We start from the raw sequence: 22,842 nt of genomic DNA, 5'->3' as shown, positions 1-22,842 counted from the left end.
AGGAGAGAACAAATCATGAGTGAAGAAAAAACAGTAGATATTGAAAGCATGAGCTCCAAGGAAGCCCTTGGTTACTTCTTGCCGAAAGTCGATGAAGACGCACGTAAAGCGAAAAAAGAAGGCCGCCTCGTTTGCTGGTCCGCTTCTGTCGCTCCTCCGGAATTCTGCACGGCTATGGACATCGCCATCGTCTATCCGGAAACTCACGCAGCTGGTATCGGTGCCCGTCACGGTGCTCCGGCCATGCTCGAAGTTGCTGAAAACAAAGGTTATAACCAGGACATCTGTTCCTACTGCCGCGTCAACATGGGCTATATGGAACTCCTCAAACAGCAGGCTCTGACAGGCGAAACGCCGGAAGCTCTCAAAAACTCCCCGGCTTCTCCGATTCCCCTTCCGGATGTTGTCCTCACTTGCAACAACATCTGCAATACCTTGCTCAAATGGTATGAAAACCTGGCTAAAGAATTGAACGTACCTCTCATCAACATCGACGTACCGTTCAACCATGAATTCCCTGTCACGAAACACGCTAAACAGTACATCGTCGGCGAATTCAAACACGCTATCAAACAGCTCGAAGACCTCTGTGGCCGTCCCTTCGACTATGACAAATTCTTCGAAGTACAGAAACAGACTCAGCGCTCTATCGCTGCCTGGAACAAAATCGCAACGTACTTCCAGTACAAACCGTCGCCGCTCAACGGTTTCGACCTCTTCAACTACATGGGCCTCGCCGTTGCTGCTCGTTCCCTGAACTACTCTGAAATCACCTTCAACAAGTTCATCAAAGAATTGGACGAAAAAGTAGCTAACAAGAAATGGGCTTTCGGTGACAACGAAAAATCCCGTGTTACCTGGGAAGGTATCGCTGTCTGGATCGCTCTCGGCCACACCTTCAAAGAACTCAAAGGCCAGGGCGCTCTCATGACGGGTTCTGCTTATCCTGGCATGTGGGACGTTTCCTACGAACCGGGCGACCTCGAATCCATGGCAGAAGCTTATTCCCGTACATACATCAACTGCTGCCTCGAACAGCGCGGTGCCGTTCTTGAAAAAGTTGTCCGCGATGGCAAATGCGACGGCTTGATCATGCATCAGAACCGTTCCTGCAAGAACATGAGCCTCCTCAACAACGAAGGCGGCCAGCGCGTCCAGAAGAACCTCGGCGTACCGTACGTCATCTTCGACGGCGACCAGACCGATGCTCGTAACTTCTCGGAAGCACAGTTCGATACCCGCGTAGAAGCTTTGGCAGAAATGATGGCAGACAAAAAAGCCAATGAAGGAGGAAACCACTAATGAGTCAGATCGACGAACTTATCAGCAAATTACAGGAAGTATCCAACCATCCCCAGAAGACGGTTTTGAATTATAAAAAACAGGGCAAAGGCCTCGTAGGCATGATGCCTTACTACGCTCCGGAAGAAATCGTATACGCTGCAGGCTACCTCCCGGTAGGCATGTTCGGTTCCCAGAACCCGCAGATTTCCGCAGCTCGTACTTATCTTCCTCCGTTCGCTTGTTCCTTGATGCAGGCTGACATGGAACTCCAGCTCAACGGCACGTATGACTGCCTCGACGCTGTCATCTTCTCCGTTCCCTGCGATACACTCCGCTGCATGAGCCAGAAATGGCACGGCAAAGCTCCGGTCATCGTCTTCACACAGCCGCAGAACCGCAAGATCCGCCCGGCTGTCGATTTCCTCAAAGCTGAATACGAACATGTCCGCACTGAATTGGAACGCATCCTCAATGTAAAAATCTCCGACCTGGCTATCCAGGAAGCTATCAAAGTATACAACGAAAACCGTAAGGTTATGCGTGAATTCTGCGACGTAGCCGCTCAGTACCCGCAGATCTTCACTCCGGTAAAACGTCATGACGTCATCAAAGCACGCTGGTTCATGGACAAAGCAGAACACACGGCTTTGGTTCGCGAACTCATCGACGCTGTCAAGAAAGAACCGGTACAGCCGTGGAATGGCAAAAAAGTCATCCTCTCCGGTATCATGGCAGAACCGGATGAATTCCTCGACATCTTCAGCGAATTCAACATCGCTGTCGTCGCTGACGACCTCGCTCAGGAATCCCGTCAGTTCCGTACGGACGTACCGTCCGGCATCGATCCGCTCGAACAGCTCGCTCAGCAGTGGCAGGACTTCGATGGCTGCCCGCTCGCTTTGAACGAAGACAAACCGCGTGGCCAGATGCTCATCGACATGACCAAGAAATACAATGCTGACGCTGTCGTCATCTGCATGATGCGCTTCTGCGATCCGGAAGAATTCGACTATCCGATTTACAAACCGGAATTCGAAGCTGCCGGTGTCCGCTACACCGTCCTCGACCTCGACATCGAATCGCCGTCGCTCGAACAGCTCCGCACCCGTATCCAGGCTTTCTCGGAAATCCTCTAAGAAACACCTCATCTATAAGACATCTGGGCGGGACTCCGAAAGGTGCCTGCTACATGATATATTGCCTGTTCCCGGGCAAATTGATTTGCAGCTTGCGGCCCGCAATCGTGCGGGCTGCGGGCTGTCAATGACGCTTTAAAGACGGCTCTGCCGTTTTTAAATAAAAACCATATATACAATCTTTTAGGAGGAAACTCAATCATGGAATTCAAACTTTCTGAATTACAGCAAGATATTGCAAATCTCGCAAAAGATTTCGCAGAAAAAAAATTAGCTCCCACTGTCAAAGATCGCGACGAAAAAGAAGAATTCGACCGCGCTATCCTCGATGAAATGGGTACTCTCGGTCTTCTCGGTATCCCCTGGGAAGAAGAAAACGGCGGCGTAGGTGCTGACTTCCTCAGCCTCGCAGTTGCTTGCGAAGAAGTTGCTAAAGTTGACCCGTCCATCGCACTCAGCTTTGAAGTACACACCATGCTCTGCTCCTGGCCGATCTGGAAATTTGGCACAGCTGAACAGAAAGCTAAATTCCTCAAACCCCTCGCAGAAGGCAAAAAACTCGGCGCATTTGGCCTTACGGAACCGAACGCTGGTACCGATGCTTTGAACGGCTCCACCGTCGCTACGAAAAACGAAGATGGCAGCTACACCCTGAACGGCTCCAAAGTCTTCAACACCAACGGCGGCGAAGCTGACGTTACTGTCGTATTCGCTTCCACGGACAAATCCAAAGGCGCTAAAGGCATGAGCGCTTTCATCCTCGAAAAAGGCATGGAAGGCTTCACCTATGGTAAAAAAGAAGTTAAAATGGGTATCCGCGCTTCCGTACAGCGTGAACTCGTATTCCAGAACGTAAAAGTTCCGGCTGAAAACCTCCTCGGCAAAGAAGGCGAAGGCTTCAAGATCGCTATGATGACCCTCGACGGCGGCCGTGTTGGCGTCGGCGCACAGGCTCTCGGCATTGCTGAAGGCGCTTACAATGCAGCTGTTCAGTATGCTAAAGAACGTACGCAGTTCGGCAAACCGATTGCTAAATTCCAGGCTATCGGCTTCATGCTCGCAGACATGAAACTCAAGATTGAAACGGCTCGCCTCGCTGTCTACAAAGCAGCTTGGAAAATGGCTCAGCCCGACGTTAAATCCTACTCCGTCGACGCAGCTATCGCTAAGAAATATGCTTCTGATATCGCTATGCAGGTCACTACCGATGCTGTCCAGGTATTCGGCGGCTATGGCTTCACTCGTGAATATCCGGTTGAACGCTACATGCGCGATGCTAAGATCACTCAGATCTACGAAGGCACCAACCAGGTACAGCAGATGGTTATCTCTGGCGCCATCCTCAGATAATCAAAGAGTTTCCTAACAGAACTCTCCTCCTTTTGAAACACGTATAGAAATAGTATAAAACAGTATGAGATAAAACCGCTTACAAAGAGAGGCTGTCGCCGATGCGACAGCCTCTCTTTTTCGTGTTTGTAGTTAGTAGTGAATAGCCCAAAATTTAAAACTTTCCGCTAACAGCTGACTGCTAACCCCTAGCCGCTAACTGCTAACCCCTAACCCCTAACCCCTAGCCCCTAACCCCTAGCCCCTAACCACGAGCCACGAGCCACGAGCCACGAGCTACGAACCCCTAGCCCCTAGTCCCTAACCCCTAACCACTAACCACGAGCCACGAGCCACGAGCCACGAACCACTTAACGGGGCTTTACACAGCGGCCTGCGGATTGCGAACTGCGGCCTGCGGCGCCCGTATGGGCGCCTTTACACCAACGCCCGGTAACATTTCTCCGACATGGGCACAGGCACGCCGTACTGGTGGGCCAGGCGGATGAGGGCTCCGCTGAAGGTGTCCAGTTCGCTCTGATGGCCGGCGGCGATGTCCCGTTCGAGGGAGCTCGTGGCGTCCATGTCATCGCTGCCTAAAATGCGGTCGTACTGGTCATCTACGACGTCGTCGGGCAGGGGGACACCAGCCGCTTTGCCGACGTCATAGGCTTCCTGCAGGAGGGCCCGGAATTCTTCCTTGCCATGGGGCTGGGAGAGGGCACCGCCGATAGAGGTCCGGTAGTATGCTGTCAGGACGTTATAGGCGCAGTTGAGGATGAATTTGCGCCAGATTTCGACAGTGATATTCTCCGCGATGCAGCAGGTCAGGCCGGGGTGGTTGAGGACGTCATAGACCTTCTTCGTCGCTCCGGCGTCGTCGGAACCGATGTAGATACGGGCGAAGCGCCCTTCCTGGCGGATGGAGTAGTCTTCTTTATAAGACGAGGTAATATAGATGGCGGAATCGACGATTTTCCCGCGCTTCATGAGGGCTGCCGCCATTTCATGATAGGTGAAGCCGTTGAGGACAGGAACGACGATCGTATCGTCGCCGATGCAGGGCAGGACCGCCGTCAGGGCGGATTCCAGGGAATAATTCTTGACGCAGACGAAGATGACGTCCTGGATACCTGCCGAGGCGGGATCGTCGGTGACGGCCGGGTGGGCCACGTGGTCGCCAAAGAAATCGCTGTGGACGACAAGCCCTTTTGTTTCGAGCGATGCTTTCCGCTTCCGCCGGGCAATGAGCGTCACGTCATCATAATTGGCACAGAGGACGGACGCGATATATCCCCCGACGCCGCCGATGCCAGTAATCATAATTTTCATAGTATCAACCCCTCTTTTGACAAATTAAGTATACCTTATTATGGCACAGGGCCGAAGAAACGGCAAATGGGGAGGGTATGCCCAAAAAGTATATGAAGATAACATATGAACACTTGAACATATTTAGGTTTAATGGTATGATGAAGTCAAATCCAAAGCAAGTATTAAAGGAGGCATATCTATGGCAGAAGAATTTTTGAAAGACCAAGGCTGTTCCTGCTGCAACGGCCATCATGACGAAGAAGAAACGGTAAAACTGGATGCTGTCGGCACTTGCAGCTGCTGCAGTGATGACGATGATGATGAAGAAGAAAGTCCTTTGTGGACTCTCGTCGCCGGGACGGTCCTCTTTTTGGTCACCTACTTGACCAGCATCATTCCGGATTCTTTTTCCCTTCCTGCGTATATCGTTGCCTATCTGCTCTTAGGCTACGGCGTCCTGCGGGAAGCTGCAGAAAACATCATGAAGCGCCAGCCTTTTGATGAAAACTTCCTCATGGCGGTGGCTACCATCGGTGCCTTTGCCATCGGTGACTATCCGGAAGCCGTCGCCGTCATGCTTTTCAGCCGTGTTGGCGAAGCCCTGGAAGACCGGGCCGTCAACCGCAGCCGCAAACAGGTGGCTGCTGCCATCGATATGCGGCCGGAAGTCGTCCATCGCGTAACTGCCGATGGTTCGACCGTCACGATTCCAGCCAAAGATGCCGCTGCTGGTGATGTCGTCGTCGTCCGCGTCGGTGACCGTATCCCGCTGGATGGTGTCGTCACGGCTGGTGAAAGCCTCCTCGATACGTCGGCCCTGACCGGTGAACCTGTCCCTGTGGCCTGCCGGGAAGGTTCGGAAGTTTTGTCGGGCAGTATCAATACGACTGGCGTTCTGCACGTCAAGGTAACGAAACCCCTGGCTGAATCCATGGTCACGAAAATCCTGGAATCCGTCGAACGGGCAGCGGCCCGCAAGCCGAAGATCGACCGTTTCATTACGCGTTTTTCCCGCATCTACACGCCGGCTGTCGTCGCCATTGCAGTGGCTACAGCTGTCATCCCATCGCTGGTGACCGGTCAGTGGCATTACTGGATTTACACGGCCCTGACCTTCCTGGTCATCAGCTGCCCCTGCGCCCTGGTCCTCAGCGTCCCCTTGAGTTTCTTCGCCGGCATCGGGGCTGCCTCGAAACAGGGCATCCTCTTCAAAGGCGGCATTGCCATAGAACAGATGAAGCATATCGCTGCCGTCGTCTTCGATAAGACCGGGACCATTACCAAAGGCAACTTCGTCGTCCATCAGGTCGTGCCGGCCGATAACCGCAGTGCCGATGACGTTCTCTGCCTCTGCGCGTCGGCTGAACAGGCGTCGAACCATCCTATTGCCCGCAGTGTCGTCGCCCAGGCCTGCGAACAGGGCCTGACCCTTACGGAACCGTCGGAAATGGAAGAAATCGCCGGTCAGGGCCTGAAAGCCCAGGTCGGCAGCCATACCGTCCTCTGCGGCAACCGCCAGCTCATGGACGGACAGCATATCGCTCTGCCGAACCTGGATGATGTCGAATACGGGTCGGAATTGTATGTTGCCATCGACGGGACCTATGCCGGCCGGCTGGTCATTTCGGACACCATCAAAGAAGACGCTGTCGACGCCGTCAAGGCTATTTCCCGCATGGGCATCACGACAGCCATGCTCACCGGTGATTCTCAGAAAGCGGCAGATTACATCGCCTCCAAGACGGGTATTGACGACGTCCGGGCCAAGCTGCTGCCTCAGGATAAAGTCGATCAGATGGCGGCCCTGCGCCAGCAGTACGGGCCGGTCCTCTTCGTCGGCGACGGCATCAACGATGCGCCTGTCCTGGCCGGGGCCGATGTCGGAGCTGCCATGGGCAGCGGTGCCGATGCAGCCGTTGAAGCGGCCGACGTCGTCTTCATGCAGTCACGGGTCAGTGCCGTACCGGCAGCCTTGCATCTTTCCCGGGAAACCATGAAAATCGCCATGGAAAACGTCGTCTTCGCCTTAGGCGTCAAAGCCGTGGTCATGATTGCCGGGTTTGCCGGCTATGCTTCCATGTGGGCTGCCGTCTTCGCCGACTCCGGCGTCGCTGCCTTATGTGTCCTCAATTCGGTACGCATGCTTTACAAAAAATAAAGCCTTCCTGGCAAATCGGTAATAAAAACGTTTAACTAAATTGAAAATATAACGTTTAACGAAAGAAAATTTAAAAATATTAACAAAAACCCTTGACAACCAGCCTCTTTTCAGGGATAATAGGCACATCACACAAACAGGGCACTGTGAAAGCAGTGCAGATATAATGACGATGAACGGGTAAAAGACGATTTCCCATCCTCTGCAGAGAGCCGGCGGTGCTGAAAATCCGGCGAGGTGCAATCGTCCGACTTCGCCCGGGAGTTTCTGTACCGACTGTTTTTCTAGGGAATTGAGGTACAGACGCCGTCCGGCGTTATCGGCAGTCTGTCAGACACTGAGTATAATGACAGGGTGGTACCGCGAATCATCGCCCCTGTTGCTCCGCTGGAGCAGCAGGGTTTTTTTATATCCCCTGGGTGTGACTTATACAGTATTCATTATCAAATTATTTATTGGGGATTTTGGTATTCAGGTAAAGAGGTATTGGCTATGGAAAAAGCAATGGGTAAGATCATGACCGCTGCAGCTGAAACGCGGGCTGTTGCCGGCACGATGACAAACTTCCGATGGAAAATCGCGTTTTTAATCTTCTTAATCAGTTTCGTCGCTTACATGGACCGCGTCAACCTTTCCGTTGCGACGCCGGTCATCATGCAGGAATTTGGCTTCACGAAAATCGACATGGGCTTCATTCAGACCTGTTTCTTCGCCAGCTACGCGCTGATGCAGGTCCCTGGCGGTATCCTGGCTGAAAAGTTCGGCATGCGCAAGACCGGTGCTTTAGCCATTCTCTGGTGGTCCGTCTTCACGGCCTTGACGGCATTAGCTAAGGGCAAGATCAGTTTTGCTGCTGTCCGCCTGGCTTTCGGCCTCGGCGAAGGGCCTGTCTTCCCGTCCTTAGGGGCTGCTACTTTTACGTGGTTCAATAAACACGAAAAAGGCAAGGCCAGCTCGTCCATCTTATTGGGGACCTTCTTCGGCCCCGTCGTCGGTCCTGTCGCCACGGTAGCTCTCATGGGCCTCTTCGGCTGGCATGCCGTTTTCATCATCTTCGGCCTCGTCGGCGTCGCCCTGGCCTGGGTATGGCACCGCTTCGCCTGCGACAATCCGGCAGACAGCCCCTATGTCAATGCGGAAGAAGCCGCTTACATCAACGAAGGCCGTTCGGCTGACTCCCTGAAGAAAGCCGTCGCTCCCTGGAATAAGTTCCTCCGCTCGACCCAGTTCTGGGCCGTCGGTATCCAGTTCATGGTCGTCGACTACATCATGTACGTCTTCCTGGCATGGCTGCCCATGTACCTGACTGAAGTCCACAACATGTCCTTGAAATCCATGGGCTTCTGGGCTTCCTGCCCCTGGATTGCTTTGATGGCCATGGTCTTCCTGGCCGGCTTCGTTTCCGACAAGATTGCCAATGGCAGCCACAGTGAAATGCAGTATAAGATGCGTACCGTCACGGCCATGGCCGGCGTTGCCGTTACGTCCCTCGGCCTGTACATCGCCTCCCATACGGCTGACCCGGCAATGAACATCTTCTGGATGTCCGTTTCCCTCGGTGCCTTAGGTTTTGCTATGAGCGCCAGCTGGTCTTCCGTCATCTCCCTGGGCGGTAAATACACCGGTTCCGTTTCCGGTTGGATCAACCTCTGGGGCAACATCGGCGGCGTCCTGGCTCCGATTGTTACCGCCTTCTTCGTCACTAACTACGGCTGGAACAACGCCTTCACGGCAACGTCCCTGTTCGGCATCATCGCCATCGTAGCCTGGATTTTCGTAAAACCGGGCAAACAACTCGTCCCGCAGGATAAATGATTGATGGGCGCCCACGTAGGGCGCCCGCTGTTCGCAGGCCGCAGGCCGCAGACCGCGGATGCATTCGTAGGGGCCGTCCCAAAGGGCGGCCCGCCGGTCGCCGGTCGCAGGTCACAGACCGCGTTCTTTGCCTCCCTTAATAGGGGAGGTGGCCTGAAAGGCCGGAGAGGTTTCTTTTCCTAGCCCCTAACTGCTAGCGGCTAATCACTAAAAAGTGCTGTCGTTTATGCGACAGCACTTTTTTTGAAATTTTTTATTAGCACTCACTTGACAAGAGTGCTAATAGAGTTTATGATATAGCTGTAATCAGGAAGAGGTTACAGAGAGATAAGCAAAAAGGTCAAAAGAACAGAACTGAAAAGAAGGTTCACTCATAGCAACAATGAACAATCTGTTGAAAGAGGGTAATGATTATGATGAAAGGTTTATTTCCAGTTGTAACGAACAGCGATTTTGTATTCCCTGATACGATTTTTGATAACTTCTTCAATAGCTTTGAAAATCCGACGGAAGCCGGCTACCGTGTACCGCAGGTAGATATCGAAGACACCGATAAGGCTTACATCCTGACGACCGACCTGCCGGGCATCGCCAAAGAAGACATCAACGTCAGCTATAACGATGACGTCCTGACTTTGACGGCTAAACACGAAGAAAAGAAAGACGAAAAAGACGATAAAAAGAAATATATCCGCAAAGAACGCAGCAGCCATACGTTCTGCCGTCAGTTCACGGTCCGCAACATCCAGAAAGATGGTATCCAGGCAGCCTTTAAAGACGGCGTCCTGACCGTAACCTTGCCGAAAGAAGACCCGAAGAAAGTGGCTGAAGCCCACCGCATTGAGGTCAAATGATTGTAGGGGCGCCCACGTGGGGCGCCCGCCAAATTCCCAAACGTCCCGAAACCGTAATTTCACATAAAAAGAAGGCATGACTTATGAATAGCTTATTCCCAGTTGTTGATAATGAATTTTCCGTTCCCGATGTTTTTGATAACTTCTTCAATCGCTTTATGTGGCCGAGTGAATTCACCAGCACCATGCCGAAAGTCGACATCGAAGACAAAGGCAGCGAATACGTTATGACCGCGGATCTGCCGGGCGTCCAGAAGGAAGACATCCATCTGAGCTACGACAACAACGTCTTGACCCTGGCTGCCAGCCACAACGAACAGAAGGATTCGCAAGATGAACAGCACAACTACATCTGCAAAGAACGTTCGAGTTCGTCCTTCTGCCGTCAGTTCCCTGTCACAGGCATTCAGAAAGAAGGTATCCAGGCTGCTTTCAAAGATGGCGTCCTGACCATAACCCTCCCGAAAGATGCCCAACAGGCACAACCGACCAACACCATTGAAATCCAGTGAGGATGAAAAAAAGACCTACCGCATATACGGCAGGTCTTTTTTTTGTGGCTAGTGGCTAGCAGTTAGTGGCTAGCAGCTCGTAGAGGCTCCCCTAATAGGGGAGCTGGCCGCCGAAGGCGGTCTGAGAGGTTGCTTTAAATTTAAAGCCATCCGCTAGCCCCTAACTCCTAACCCCTAACCCCTAACCCCTAACCCCTAACCCCTAACCCCTAAAAAGAGGCATCGCGTAATGTGATGTCTCTTTTTTAATTGAGAAATTCTATTATCTGTTGTAATTACAACAGCTGTGATGATGAAAAAAACGTATACTTAACATATCGAAGGGAAAGAAAAAACGAGGTGGTTGGAATGAAAGAAACGAAAGGCCGCATCTTTTCTATCAGCCGTGATAATGCCCCTGTGGCCGGCTGTACGATTTCTAAAGAACTGGTCAATGAAGCCCAGTATCAAGTCTTTTACTTTTCCCTGGCTGCCGGTACGGACATCAGTCCGGAAATCTACAGGCAGGCGAAAGTCCTCTATGTCGCTGACGGCACGCTGACCGTTCACTGGCCGGGGGAAGAACAGCGTCTGGTGGCTGGTCAGGCCATCATCGCACCGCCATCCGTACCCGTTGGCATGAAGAGCCGCGATGGGGCGGTCTATACGGAACTTACAGTAGAGGAGGAATACCTTATGAACATCGATGCAGGCAAGATTTTCTCTTTGGCAGGCCTCGTACCCTGCCAGGATGGTAAGATTATCAACCGCGACATCATCCAGTCGCCTAAGGTCAAGTTCGTCGTCATGAGTTTCGGCGCCGGCACGGGGCTTTCGGAACATGCCGCACCGGGAGAAGCGCTGGTTTTTGCTCTGGAAGGCAACGCTGTCATCCGTTATGAAGGCCAAGACCATGAAATCAAGGCCGGCGAAAACTTTGCCTTTGCCAAGAACGGACGCCACGCCATCACTGCCGATGGACCCTTTAAAATGGCATTGCTGCTTACGTTAGAATAATTTCATCATACAGAGATAACTGAAAAGGAGACAATCATCATGGGTAAAAAAATTACAGAAAAAGTAACTTGGGTAGGGAAAATCGACTGGGAATTGAATGAATTCCACGGCCACGAATATTCGACAGAAAAAGGTTCGTCTTATAATTCTTATTTGATCCGCGATAAAAAGACGGTCCTCATGGATACGGTCTGGAAACCTTTTGACGACGAATTCGTCGCTAATCTGAAAAAAGAAATCGACCTCAAGGACATCGACTATATCGTCATGAACCACAATGAAAACGACCACAGCGGCGCTTTGCCGGCCTTGATGCGGGAAATCCCGGATACGCCGATTTACTGCACCAAGAAAGGGGAAGCCATCCTGCGCGGCCTTTATCATCAGGATTGGAACTTCGTTAATGTCAAGACCGGAGATACGCTGGATCTGGGCGGCAGCCAGCTCGTCTTCATCGAAGCGGCTATGCTTCATTGGCCGGATACGATGTTCACCTATATGACCGGCGAAAACATCCTTTTCAGCAATGACGGTTTCGGCCAGCACTATGCTAGCGAAAAGATGTACAACGACTGCGTAGATCAGGCCGAACTCTATCAGGAAGCCATGAAATATTATGCCAATATCCTCAATCTCTACAGCCCCATGGTGACGCGGAAAATCGACGAAATCCTCAAGATGGGCGTCCCGGTCAGCATGATTTGCCCGAGCCACGGTGTCATTTGGCGCAAAGATCCCCTGAAAATCGTAGCCAAATACCAGGATTGGGCCAAAGCCTACCAGGAAAACCAGATTACCATCATTTACGATACGATGTGGAATTCCACGCGCCGCATGGCTGAATGCATCGCCGAAGGGCTGCGCGAAACGGATCCGACGCTGACCGTGAAACTCTTCAACTCCGCTGTCGACGACAAGAACGACATCGTTACGGAAGTCTTCAAGTCGAAGGCCATCCTCGTCGGTTCGCCGACCATCAACTACGGCTTCCTCTTCTCCATCGGCGGCATCATGGAAATGATCCGCGGCTTGAAATTCAAGAATAAGAAAGCCGCTGCTTTCGGCAGTTACGGCTGGAGCGGTGAAGCCGTCAAACAGATTACAGCCCTCCTGCAGGGTGCCGGCTTCGACGTCGTCAACGACGGACTGCGCTGCCAGTGGAACCCGGACCAGTCAACCCAGGATACGTGCCGCCAATACGGCCGGGATTTCGCAGCCGCCGTCAGCGCTTCCGAAGCCAAGGAAGATGAAGTACCGACAGAACTCGGCGATTACAACAACGACGAACAGATTGGCCAGGCTGCCAAAGAACATTTCGAAAATTGGGAAAACGATGCCCGCGAAGGCGTAAAAGGCGGCTATGCCGGCTAAGTAGAGAAAGTGGCTCGTAGTTAGTGGCTCGTGGCTAGTAACTAGCTGCGAGCGCTTGCCTCCCTTTATAGGGGAGGTGGCCTGATAACCCCTAGCCCCTAGCCACAACGGGCCGCCCTTTGGGACGGCCCCTACGATAAAAAGGGCTGTCGCACCTGCGACAGCCCTTTTTATTCTGGAGCGGATGAAGGGGATCGAACCCTCGTACCAAGCTTGGGAAGCTCGTATTCTACCACTGAATTACACCCGCATGAAACATTTACTTAGTTATTTTACCAGCATTCCCGTGTTTTGTAAAGCCCCTTCTTGCAGCTGTTTCATCAAACATCAAACGCCAAGGAAAAAAGGGGCCGTGCATGAGGACAGAAGTATTCATGCGACAAGCCCCTACGAACCCCTACGAGCCACTAATCACTAATCACGAGCCACGAGCCACGAGCCACGAGCCACTAATCACTACCGGCTATACCCCGGCAGTGTCTTCTGGATGGCCTTGTCGTATGTCGGGTTCTGGTCCTGCTGATACGGCGATTTGACGTCTTTGTTATTCTTTGTATTCTTTACGTCTTTGGTCTTATCTTTGCCTGCCGGCGTCTTTTTAGGCGCTTTTTCTTTTTTCTGATTCTTATTGTTCTGGTCTTTGTTGTTGTCTTTCGGAGCCTGCTGTTTATTCGACGGCTGGGCTACGTTCGGCTGCTGGCGGTTGCGGTCATTCTGGTCCTGCGGCTGATTCTGCTGTACCTGCTGCGGCTGGTTCTGGCCATACTGCCAAGGTGTATTCTGCGGAGCCGACTGGGCAAAGGCTGCGCCGCTCATCAGTGCCGTAGCAGCTGCTGTTACGGCTAAAAAGTGTTTCCATGTCTTCATCATTTATTCCCCCTTGAAATAGTTGGCCTGTTTAGAAATGAGGCCAGTTCTGCTGATTGTTATGGTTGAAGTTGGGTTTTTTATAAGATTTTTTCTTTTTTTTCTTAGCTTCTGCACGCTGGCGTTCTTTCTTTTCCCGTTCAATGCGCTGTTTTTCTTCTTTTTCACGCTGTTTACGGATTTGTTCTTCGCGGCTGTCTTTTTTATGATTTAAAAACGGCGGCTGCTGATCCTGCAATGTGGCCGGATGATGCAAGTAGCCATCATAATGGTTATCCTGAGCAAAGGCGGCACCACTGGCAAGCGCTGCGGCCATAGCGGATAAAGCGATAAGGCGTTTTATCTTCATAACTATCCCTCCTTGTGCTATTAGTATACGAGTCCATTGTGACGGTTTAGTAGCGGACGGGGCGCGTTTCCTTCACAAAATGGATAAAGTTCAGAGCCGGCGCGTTTTCCACTTCCCGCTGGCATAGAAGGCAGCGCCTACCCAGAAGGGAGTAAAGTTGGCCAGGGCATCGCCGAGCCAGAAGCCGAGGTAAGCCCAGTTGAGGCAGAGCCCGAACAGGACGGATAACCCCAGGCGCAGGACGAGGCCGTCGAAAATAGCTGTGGCAAAATTGATTTTGGTGTTGCCGCTGCCGTTGATGAGGGCGTTCATGCCCGAACGGCCGGCACAGCTGAAGAAACAGAGGACGCCGATGGGCAGATATTCCAGCCCGACAGCGATGACCGCGTCGTCCGTCGTGAACAAATGGTATACCGATACCGGCCAGAGACAGAGGATGAGCGAGGCGATGAGTGCCAGGATCGTGACGATTTCAAAAATCGTGAGGATGATCTGGCGGACGCGGCCGTATTGACGGGCGCCGATGTTCTGACCGACCATGGTGGAACCGGCCGTGTTGATGGCGTTGGAAATGAGGTTGGCCGTACTCGTCAGTTTGTTGGCAATGCCGGCAAAAGCCGATACGGCGACGCCATACGAGTTGATCCAGGAACTGACGAAGAGCTTGGAGAATTGGACAGAAGCATTTTTGATGGCCATGGGGATACCGAGCTTGACGAGCTCTATCGCCGCATGGCTGTCGATGGAAAAGCGCGACGTATCCTGCCAGAGCGCGTAATTTTTTCGATGGCGCCATAAGAAATGAATTCCCAGGATGAAACTGAGGGCCTGGCTGAAGACGGTGGCCATAGCGGCTCCGGCCGCTTCCCAGTGGAAGCAGATGACGAAGACGATATCCAGGACGATATTGGTCACGGCAGCGATACTGATGAAATAAAAGGGATGCTTGGAATCGCCCATGCCGCGCAGGATGGCGCTGATGGCGTTATAGCCATAAATAAAGAATAAGCCGCCTATGGTCAGGCTGGCATAGGCCAGGGCCTGGTCGAACGATTCCGGCGGGGCCTGCATGAGCCCCAGAATTTCATGGCGCCAGTATAAGCCCAGGCTCGTCGTGACGACGGCAATGGCGCAGAGGAGCAGGAACAGCGTATTGACGAAGGCCGTCAGTTCCCGACGTTTCCCGGCACCGATGTAGAGCGCCAGCAGCACTTGGCCGGCATTGGAAAAGCCCATGGCTACAAAAGTCAGGCAATTCGTGATGTCGCCTCCGATGGCGACGGCAGAAAGCCCGACTTTTCCCATGACCTGGCCGACGATGACCATGTCGGCCATATTATAGAGAATCTGTAAGAGCTGCGACGCAAAGAGGGGCAGCGCAAAGTATACTAATTGCCTGCCTACGGGACCGCGTGTGAAATCGGCGATACCTTTCATGAAAAAAAGCCTCCTTTTTTGCAAATCGTACTCACTATAGCAATCTGGGCCGGCTTTTTCAATATAAAATATCAAATTATCACAAAACTGTTGTAATGACGAAAAATCTGCTACAATAAGGCTGTAGCATTCGTTTTAGCAACTATTTATAAGGAGGTTCCTCATGAAAACATTAGATGAATTATACCAGCAGATGCTCAAGCGGGCCGCAGAAGGTAAGCCCATCGGTGTCGATGGCGACCCGAAATTGATAGACTGTCTGGCTCATCCCGACGACCATCCCCTGATCTGGCGGGTCAAGCCCTGTCTCTGTCCGCCCGACGAACCCCATCACTGCCAGGAAGCCTGTGACTGGGGTGCCATTACGTCCGGCCCCGATGGCATCGCCATCGACGACAGCCAGTGTGTCGGCTGTCAGGCCTGTGTCGATGCCTGCCAGCTCGATACGCTGAAGACGCGGAAAGACCTCATCCCTGTCGTCCAGGAACTGCACGATTACGATGGCCCTATCTATGCCCTGGTCGCTCCGGCTGTATCCGGCCAGTTCGGTCCCGATGTTACCATGGGGAAACTGCGGACGGCCTTCAAGCGCCTGGGCTTCACGGGCATGCTGGAAGTCGCCGTCTTTGCCGATATCCTGACTCTGAAAGAAGCCCTGGAATTCGATAAGAACATCAACAACGAAGACCAGTTCCAGCTCACCAGCTGCTGCTGCCCCATGTGGATCGCCATGATCCGGAAGCTCTATCACCAGCTCCTGCCTAACGTCCCGGGCTCTGTCTCGCCGATGATCGCCGGCGGCCGCACAGTCAAGGCTCTCCATCCCAAGGCCAAGACCGTCTTTATCGGTCCCTGCCTGGCCAAGAAAGCCGAACGGAAAGAACCGGACCTGGTAGGCGCTATTGATTACGTCCTGACCTATCAGGAACTGCGCGACCTCTTTTCTGTCACCGACATCGACCTGGTCTCCCTGCCGGAAGACAATGTCCCCCATGCTTCGGAAGCGGGTATCAGCTATGCCTATGCCGGCGGCGTCGCTGAAGCTGTCACCGAAACGGTCCATCAGCTGAACCCGGACCGCAAAGTCGACATCAAGACGCGCAAAGCTGACGGTGTCCCGGCCTGCAAGGCCATGATCAACGACATCCTGGCCGGCAACCGCGATGGCAACTTCTTTGAAGGCATGGGCTGCATGGGCGGCTGCGTCGGCGGTCCCCGGGCCATCATCAAGAAAGAAGAAGGCAAGGCCAACGTCCAGGCCTACGGCAAACAAGCGGCTTACAAGACGCCTATGGAAAATCCCTATGTCATCGAACTGTTGAAGAAACTCGGCTTCCCGACGGTTGAAGAATTCCTCGAACGGAGCCACCTGTACGACCGTATTTTTGACTGATGAAGGGTATGGTCATCATGTAGTGATCTTTTTCGTCAGAGTTTGTAGGGGGCGCACGTGGGCGACCCGTTCGGGATTTGGAAGGTTCTTTCAGCAAGCTAATTGGGACATCATACATATTCCGGAGCGGGCGCCCCACGTGGCGCTCCTACAGAAAAAAAGAGGCTGTCGCACGAAGGTTTTTGCCATCATGTGATGCCCCGTTTACTTTATAGTTTGTAGCACAGAGTTTGTAGTTTGCAGAGAAAAGCTTTAAATTTAAACCCATCCGCTAACAACTAACAACTAGCCACTAACAACTTGAAAGGAGCTGTCGCATCTGCGACAGCCTCTTTTTTTTACACGGCCTGCGGCCTGCGGCCTGCGGCCTTCAAGGGCCGCCTACCAATGCCGGCTCTCTTTTAAGGCTGCGTATTGAGCCAGGAGGTCCGGCTTTTCCGGGCTCTGATAGGTATAGTCGGGCATGGCGGCCTTGGCCTTTTCCACGGCTGCTTTGAAGTCGTAGTAGACCTGCCATTTCGATTCGACCAGTTCGTGGCCGGTCTGGCGCAGGAGAAAGGCCGGGTGATACGTCGGCATGATGTCGTAGCCGCGCCAGGTGAACCACTTGCCGCGGTTGCGCATGATGCTGGCTGCGCGGCCATAGAAATACTGGAAGGCGACTTTGCCCAGGCAGACGATGACCTTCGGCTGGACCAGCTCGATTTCTTTGACTAAATGGATGTCGGCGCAGTGGCGGCCTTCTTCCAGCGTCGGCGTGCGGTTATTCTTGGGACGGCATTTGACGATGTTCGTGACGTAGACGTGGTCCCGCGTGAGTCCGACGCTCCACAAGGCCTTGTCGAGGAGCTGCCCCGACGGGCCGACCAGGGGAACGCCGTATTCATCTTCCACACCGCCAGGTCCTTCGCCGACGAACATCAGCGGCGACGCGCAATCGCCGGAATAGCGCGTCGGCCCGCGGTTGCCTTCGTCCCGCAAATGACAGGCTGTACAGCTCATGAGGTCCGTCAGCCAATCTTTCATCTTTTCATTTTCTTCCATGATACCCCTTCTTTGTGCCTATATTGATTTTACTATAGCAAGATGGATGATTCTTTTCAAGTCTATGGTATAATAAAGTTAAATTGACATGACAAGTAAAGAAAGGGGGAAGTACAGTGAAAATATCACTCATCCAATTTCCCATCGTCCCCGGTGACAGACAGGCCAATTTCAGCCAGGTCCGGCTCCGCGTCCAACAAGCGGCCGGCGCTGGTTCGGATATGGCTGTGCTGCCCGAATTGTGGGACCTGTCGTTTTACCCGCCTGATGTCTATGAACGGGCTGATGAAGGCGGCCATCAGGCTCAGGAATTCTTGCAGGAATTAGCTTCATCGTGCCATATCCAGCTCGTCGGCGGTTCCATTGCCCGCTGTCATGACGGGCGCCTGTACAATACGACGTATATCGTCGATGAAGAGGGAAATCGCGTCTCGTCCTATGATAAATGCCATTTATTCACGCCTGGCGGGGAAGAGAAGGTCTTTACGCCGGGAGACCATTTGAATACGTTTTTCCTGGGCGATATCCCTATGGCGTCGATTACCTGTTATGACCTGCGCTTTGGCGAATGGGTCCGCATGGCGGCCCTGGCCGGTGCCAAGATCCTCTTCGTCCCGGCGGCCTGGCCGCATCCCAGGCTGGCTCATTGGCAGATACTCAACCGGGCCCGGGCCATTGAGAACCAGTTCTTCGTCGTCGCCGTCAACAGCTGCGGTACTTGTGGTGACTACCATTTCTGCGGTCATTCCATGATCATCGACCCCTGGGGCGAAGTGCTGGCCGAAGGCGATGACGGCGAGGGAATCGTAACCGGTGAAATTGATTTGTCCGTCATCGACGACATACGCAGCCGCATCAACGTCTTTCGCGACCGCCGGCCGGAATTATACCATTTAGAAGGGAAGCGGTAACGTGGAAGGTGTATTGCACGGCTTACAAGGTATTTTTGAAGTTTTATTCATCATTTCCATCGGTTTCATCCTGGCTAAAAAAGGCTGGTTCGGGCCGGACATGAGTGCTGTCTTTACTAAGCTGGTCATGAAAATCAGCCTGCCCTTATACATGCTCTGCCAGCTGGAAAAAGATTTCACCCATGATTCGCTGATACGCATCGCACCGGACCTGCTCCTGCCCTTTGCGTCCATCCTGTTGGCCTATGCCGTCGGCCGCATTGCGGCCAAAGTCCTGCACATCCGCCAGGACCGGCAGGGCGTCTTCATCACCTGCTTTTTCATTGCCAATACGATTTTCATCGGCCTGCCTGTCAACCTGGCCCTGTTCGGGACGCAGAGCGTTCCGTCAGTCATGCTCTACTACATGGCCAATACGACCATGTTCTGGACCCTCGGCGTCTACCACATCGTCAATGACAGCCTGGGCGGCAAGGGGAATATGCCCTTGTTTTCCCTGCAGACCCTGAAAAAAGTCTTTTCGCCGCCGCTCCTTGGCTTTTTAGCCGGCCTGGCCCTGATCATGGCCAATATCAAGCTGCCCGATTTCCTGTTGACGTCGTTCCAATACGTCGGCAATATGGCGACCCCTTTGTCACTCATGGTCATCGGTATTGAAATGACTGGTATCTCTCTGGCGTCGGTCCGCTGGGACCGGGATATCATCGGTGCTCTCGTCGGCCGCTTCCTGGTCTGTCCGGCCTGTGTCCTGGTATTATTGCCGTTCATCCCGGTCACGCCCATGTCGGCCCAGGTCTTTACCATGCAGGCCAGCATGCCGGCCATGACCCAGATGACGGTCGTCGCCAAGTCCGTCGGCGCCGATGTCCGCTATTCGACGGAAGTCAGCTTCATCACGGTCGTCATGGGCATCATTGTCATCCCCTTATATATGTTTATTATTGGTTAGAAGGAGTCCTATCATTTTATGAATTACCTCGAAGATTTGAAGAAGGCCTTGAAAGCTCATGAAGCCCAGGCTTTTCAGCTCAATTATACTATTGCCAATGATCCGGAGCTCTCCGGTGAAGAATACCATGCCTGCCAGCACTACGTCGATTTGTGCCGTTCCCTGGGCATGGACGTAGAAGAACAGTTTACCGGCCAGCCGACGGCTTTTCGCGCCGCTGCCCATCGTGCCGATAAGCCGGTCTTCAAGATGGCCCTTTTGGCCGAATACGATGCCTTGCCCGGCGTCGGCCACGGCTGCGGTCATTCGGCCAATGGCGCCATGAGCTTTCTGGCAGCGGCTGCTTTGAAAGATTTGCCTGACCTGCCTGTCGACGTCGACCTCATCGGTACGCCGGACGAAGAACTGCGTGGCGGCAAGGTCATCATGTGCGACCAGGGCATCTTCAAGGATTACGACTTCGCCGTCATGGTCCATGTGTCGCCGACTAAGACCAATGCCAATTCCCATTTCCTGGCCCTCGACGACTATCGCATCGCCTTTCACGGCCAGACGGCCCACGCTGCCGGTGAACCGTGGAATGGCCGCAACGCCCTGAACGGGGCCATGCTGGCCCTCCACGCCGTCGATATGCTGCGCCAGCACGTCCGGCCGGAAACGCGCATCGGCTCGTATATCGTCAACGGCGGTATGGCCTCCAATGTCGTCCCCGATTACGCCGAAGTCGAATGCTGCATCCGTCACAGCGAACGGGAATATCTCGATACCGTCGTGGCCAAGGTCATGAACTGCTTCAAAGGGGCGGCCATTGCCACGGAAACGACGTATGACGTCACGCAGATGGGCTGCAAATTCGATAACATGGTCTGGAATGAAACAGCGACAAAAGCATCGGAACAGGTCCTCCAGGCCATGGGCATCCCTTACGAAGAACCGAAGGATTGCGGCAGCTCCGACGTCGGCAACGTCAGCCATCAGTGCCCGGCCGTCCACGTCCACCTGGCCTTGGGCGACGTCCCCATGCCGGAACACTCGACGGACATCGCCAATGCCGTCAAGGCCAGGACCATCGAACCGACTATCGTCAAAGGCGCCGAAATCATGGCACGCCTGGCCCTCCTCTTTGCCCAGGACGCCGCCCTGCGCCAGCAGATGAAAGAAGAGTTCACAGCAGCTGTACCATGCCTCTCCTGATAGGAGAGGTGGCCCGAAGGGCCGGAGAGGTTGAACTTTTAGCCACTAGCCACTAGCCCCTAGCCACTAGCCACTAGCCACTAGCCACTAAAAAGGAGCTGTCGCGATGCGACAGCTCCTTTTTTCACGCTCTATCTATTCAGTTTCAGGTATAGCTTAGAAGACACCTTGTGCCAGCATAGCGTCGGCGACGCGTTCGAACCCGGCGATGTTAGCACCGGCTACGAGGTTGTAGCCCAAGCCGTTGCGGGCAGCTGCATCTTTGCAGTTCTGGTAAATGGTGTTCATGATTTCGTGGAGACGGTCATCGACTTCTTTGGCAGTCCATACCAGGCGTTCGCTGTTCTGGCTCATTTCCAGGGCCGATGTAGCGACACCGCCGGCGTTGACGGCCTTCGACGGAGCGACGATGATGTCTTTCTGGTCAAGTAAGAATTTCAGGGCATCGTTGGTCGTCGGCATATTGGCGACTTCGATGTAGTAGCGGATCTTGTTGGCGGCAATCTGTTTAGCCTGTTCCATGTGGACATCGTTCTGCATAGCCGACGGCATGATGATGTCGACTTTGCGGCCCCACGGTTTTTCGCCCGGGAAGAATTCGACGCCGAATTTGTCGGCATAGTCCTGGACGCGGTTGCGGCCGCTGTTGCGCATTTCGACGATGTAGTCGATCTTTTCCTGCGTAGCGACGCCGTCCGGGTCATAGATGTAACCGTCCGGACCGGACAGGGTAACGACTTTGGCACCCAGTTCCGTAGCTTTCTTGCAGATGCCCCAGGTTACGTTGCCGAAGCCGGCAGCGGCAATGGTCTTGCCCTTGATGTCCTGGCCGTCGTCTTTGAGGACGTTTTCCAGGAAGTATACGGCGCCGTAGCCCGTAGCTTCCGGACGGATGCGGGAACCGCCGAAGCTGAAGCCCTTGCCCGTGAGGACGCCGTTTTCAAAGCAGCCTTTCAAGCGGCGGTATTCGCCGAAGAGGTAGCCGATTTCGCGGCCGCCGACACCCATGTCCCCAGCCGGTACGTCGACATCAGGACCGATGTAGCGATAGAGAGCCTGCATGTAGCTCTGGCAGAAGCGCATGATTTCAGCGTCGGACTTGCCCGTCGGGTCGAAGTCAGCCCCGCCTTTAGCGCCGCCGATAGGCAGGCCGGTCAATGCATTCTTGAAAATCTGTTCAAAGCCCAGGAATTTGATGATGCCTGAGTAGACGTCCTTCTGGAAACGAAGGCCGCCTTTGTACGGCCCGATAGCGCCGTTGAACTGGAAGCGGTAGCCTGTGTTGGTGTGGTATTCGCCCTTATCGTCCTGCCAGACGACGCGGAATGTGAATTGCCGTTCCGGTTCGACGAGACGATTGAGGAGGTCGAACTTTTCATATTCCGGGTGACGTTCTACGACCGGGTCCAGGGAGCTGAAGACTTCTTCGACGGTCTGGACGAATTCCGGTTCGTTTGCGTGTTTCGTGCGTACATTTTCAATGACAGATTCCAAATACTTATTCATATGTAATCACCTCATTTGAAATTAATTATACCTAAAACTGATTTCTACAATTACATAATAGCATGTTTTTCCGCCCTTGAAAATACCACAATGAGGAAAAGATTTTTCCATACTGGCACCGCTTTGCCGCTATGTGAAAGGGGACGTCAAAATTCAAGGATTTTTATGGGAGAGGATAAACGTTATAGTAAGTTAAAAGGACGTATTCGTTAAAAATAATTGCAATATGAATCAAAATCATGGTATAAATAGAACTATACTTATTGAGGAAGAAGAGAGAAAATGGCTGCTTGTCCTCTTCTGGGAAAATAATTGTATATACCGATTGAACAAAATAGGGTGGGAAGTGACAAAAATCAGAAAAAGAACCTAGTCACCCTGGCAATGATGATATACAATAGGAATTAAATAAGCCATACAACA

The 22,842-nt window shown here is 53.1% G+C and carries 19 protein-coding genes and 1 tRNA gene; 13 read left to right on the top strand and 7 right to left on the bottom strand.

Annotated elements, in window-relative coordinates; translation table 11 throughout:
- Positions 1–15 precede the first annotated feature (15 nt).
- The 3 genes from ACE418_RS04265 to ACE418_RS04255 all read left to right on the top strand — a co-directional run bounded on the left by ACE418_RS04265 (position 16) and on the right by ACE418_RS04255 (position 3,770).
- The gene (locus tag ACE418_RS04265; protein WP_416449453.1) at positions 16–1,302 is read left to right on the top strand and encodes a 2-hydroxyacyl-CoA dehydratase subunit D; all 1,287 of its coding nucleotides are present in this window, start codon (positions 16–18) and stop codon (positions 1,300–1,302) included.
- Positions 1,302–2,420 (top strand): 2-hydroxyacyl-CoA dehydratase subunit D, encoded by a 1,119-nt coding sequence (locus ACE418_RS04260; protein ID WP_416449452.1) that lies wholly within the window; start codon positions 1,302–1,304, stop codon positions 2,418–2,420. The genes ACE418_RS04265 and ACE418_RS04260 overlap by 1 nt, the downstream gene beginning before the upstream one ends.
- Positions 2,421–2,621: 201 nt before the next feature.
- Complete coding sequence (locus ACE418_RS04255) at positions 2,622–3,770, top strand: acyl-CoA dehydrogenase (RefSeq protein ID WP_416449451.1); 1,149 nt, start codon at positions 2,622–2,624, stop codon at positions 3,768–3,770.
- A gap of 417 nt (positions 3,771–4,187) precedes the next feature.
- Here the strand turns inward: ACE418_RS04255 and ACE418_RS04250 are convergent, their stop codons facing one another.
- Entirely contained in the window at positions 4,188–5,081 is an 894-nt protein-coding gene (locus ACE418_RS04250; protein ID WP_416449450.1) for a ketopantoate reductase family protein, read from the bottom strand.
- Positions 5,082–5,262: 181 nt separating this feature from the next.
- Here ACE418_RS04250 and ACE418_RS04245 point away from each other — a divergent pair, with 181 nt between their 5' ends.
- From ACE418_RS04245 to ACE418_RS04220, 6 genes are all read left to right on the top strand, one after another.
- Entirely contained in the window at positions 5,263–7,221 is a 1,959-nt protein-coding gene (locus tag ACE418_RS04245) for a heavy metal translocating P-type ATPase (protein WP_416449449.1), read from the top strand.
- Positions 7,222–7,713: 492 nt separating this feature from the next.
- Positions 7,714–9,036: an MFS transporter gene (locus tag ACE418_RS04240; RefSeq protein ID WP_416449448.1), complete on the top strand. Its 1,323-nt coding sequence runs from the start codon at positions 7,714–7,716 to the stop codon at positions 9,034–9,036.
- Positions 9,037–9,449: 413 nt separating this feature from the next.
- Positions 9,450–9,890 (top strand): Hsp20/alpha crystallin family protein, encoded by a 441-nt coding sequence (locus tag ACE418_RS04235; RefSeq protein ID WP_416449447.1) that lies wholly within the window; start codon positions 9,450–9,452, stop codon positions 9,888–9,890.
- A gap of 83 nt (positions 9,891–9,973) precedes the next feature.
- Complete coding sequence (locus ACE418_RS04230; RefSeq protein ID WP_416449446.1) at positions 9,974–10,402, top strand: Hsp20/alpha crystallin family protein; 429 nt, start codon at positions 9,974–9,976, stop codon at positions 10,400–10,402.
- A 348-nt stretch (positions 10,403–10,750) separates the two neighbouring features.
- Positions 10,751–11,398 carry a cupin domain-containing protein gene (locus tag ACE418_RS04225; protein WP_416449445.1) on the top strand — a complete coding sequence of 216 codons (648 nt, stop codon included), beginning with the start codon at positions 10,751–10,753 and terminating at the stop codon, positions 11,396–11,398.
- A gap of 39 nt (positions 11,399–11,437) precedes the next feature.
- Positions 11,438–12,769 (top strand): anaerobic nitric oxide reductase flavorubredoxin, encoded by a 1,332-nt coding sequence (locus tag ACE418_RS04220; RefSeq protein ID WP_416449444.1) that lies wholly within the window; start codon positions 11,438–11,440, stop codon positions 12,767–12,769.
- Positions 12,770–12,945: 176 nt separating this feature from the next.
- On the opposite strand, the gene ACE418_RS04215 is transcribed toward ACE418_RS04220, so the two are convergent.
- From ACE418_RS04215 to ACE418_RS04200, 4 genes are all read right to left on the bottom strand, one after another.
- Positions 12,946–13,019: transfer RNA gene (locus ACE418_RS04215), tRNA-Gly, on the bottom strand.
- A gap of 206 nt (positions 13,020–13,225) precedes the next feature.
- A complete protein-coding gene (locus ACE418_RS04210) occupies positions 13,226–13,639 on the bottom strand; it encodes a hypothetical protein (protein WP_416449443.1) in 414 nt (137 codons plus the stop codon).
- Between the two features lie 28 nt (positions 13,640–13,667).
- Positions 13,668–13,985, bottom strand: a complete 318-nt coding sequence (locus tag ACE418_RS04205) for a hypothetical protein (RefSeq protein WP_416449442.1) — start codon at positions 13,983–13,985, stop codon at positions 13,668–13,670.
- 90 nt (positions 13,986–14,075) lie between these two features.
- Positions 14,076–15,422, bottom strand: coding sequence for an MATE family efflux transporter (locus ACE418_RS04200; protein WP_416449441.1), 1,347 nt, complete (start codon positions 15,420–15,422; stop codon positions 14,076–14,078).
- Between the two features lie 163 nt (positions 15,423–15,585).
- Here ACE418_RS04200 and ACE418_RS04195 point away from each other — a divergent pair, with 163 nt between their 5' ends.
- Positions 15,586–16,815: a [Fe-Fe] hydrogenase large subunit C-terminal domain-containing protein gene (locus ACE418_RS04195; RefSeq protein ID WP_416449440.1), complete on the top strand. Its 1,230-nt coding sequence runs from the start codon at positions 15,586–15,588 to the stop codon at positions 16,813–16,815.
- Positions 16,816–17,196: 381 nt separating this feature from the next.
- Here the strand turns inward: ACE418_RS04195 and ACE418_RS04190 are convergent, their stop codons facing one another.
- The gene (locus tag ACE418_RS04190; protein WP_416449439.1) at positions 17,197–17,859 is read right to left on the bottom strand and encodes a uracil-DNA glycosylase; all 663 of its coding nucleotides are present in this window, start codon (positions 17,857–17,859) and stop codon (positions 17,197–17,199) included.
- A gap of 116 nt (positions 17,860–17,975) precedes the next feature.
- Between ACE418_RS04190 and ACE418_RS04185 the strand changes: the two genes are divergently transcribed.
- The 3 genes from ACE418_RS04185 to ACE418_RS04175 are packed head-to-tail and all read left to right on the top strand — an operon-like array spanning position 17,976 to position 20,913.
- Complete coding sequence (locus tag ACE418_RS04185; RefSeq protein ID WP_416449438.1) at positions 17,976–18,770, top strand: carbon-nitrogen family hydrolase; 795 nt, start codon at positions 17,976–17,978, stop codon at positions 18,768–18,770.
- A gap of 1 nt (position 18,771) precedes the next feature.
- Positions 18,772–19,719, top strand: coding sequence for an AEC family transporter (locus ACE418_RS04180; RefSeq protein WP_416449437.1), 948 nt, complete (start codon positions 18,772–18,774; stop codon positions 19,717–19,719).
- An 18-nt stretch (positions 19,720–19,737) separates the two neighbouring features.
- On the top strand, positions 19,738–20,913 hold the full coding sequence (locus tag ACE418_RS04175; RefSeq protein WP_416449436.1) for an amidohydrolase: 1,176 nt from the start codon (positions 19,738–19,740) through the stop codon (positions 20,911–20,913).
- A gap of 156 nt (positions 20,914–21,069) precedes the next feature.
- Here the strand turns inward: ACE418_RS04175 and gdhA are convergent, their stop codons facing one another.
- Positions 21,070–22,419, bottom strand: coding sequence for an NADP-specific glutamate dehydrogenase (gene gdhA, locus ACE418_RS04170; RefSeq protein WP_416449435.1), 1,350 nt, complete (start codon positions 22,417–22,419; stop codon positions 21,070–21,072).
- Between the last annotated feature and the right edge of the window lie 423 nt (positions 22,420–22,842).

Source organism: Megasphaera jansseni (genome assembly GCF_047974155.1).
GTDB lineage: Bacteria > Bacillota > Negativicutes > Veillonellales > Megasphaeraceae > Megasphaera.
Note: the sequence above shows the minus strand (reverse complement) of the source record. Positions and strands in the feature narration are given on the sequence as shown.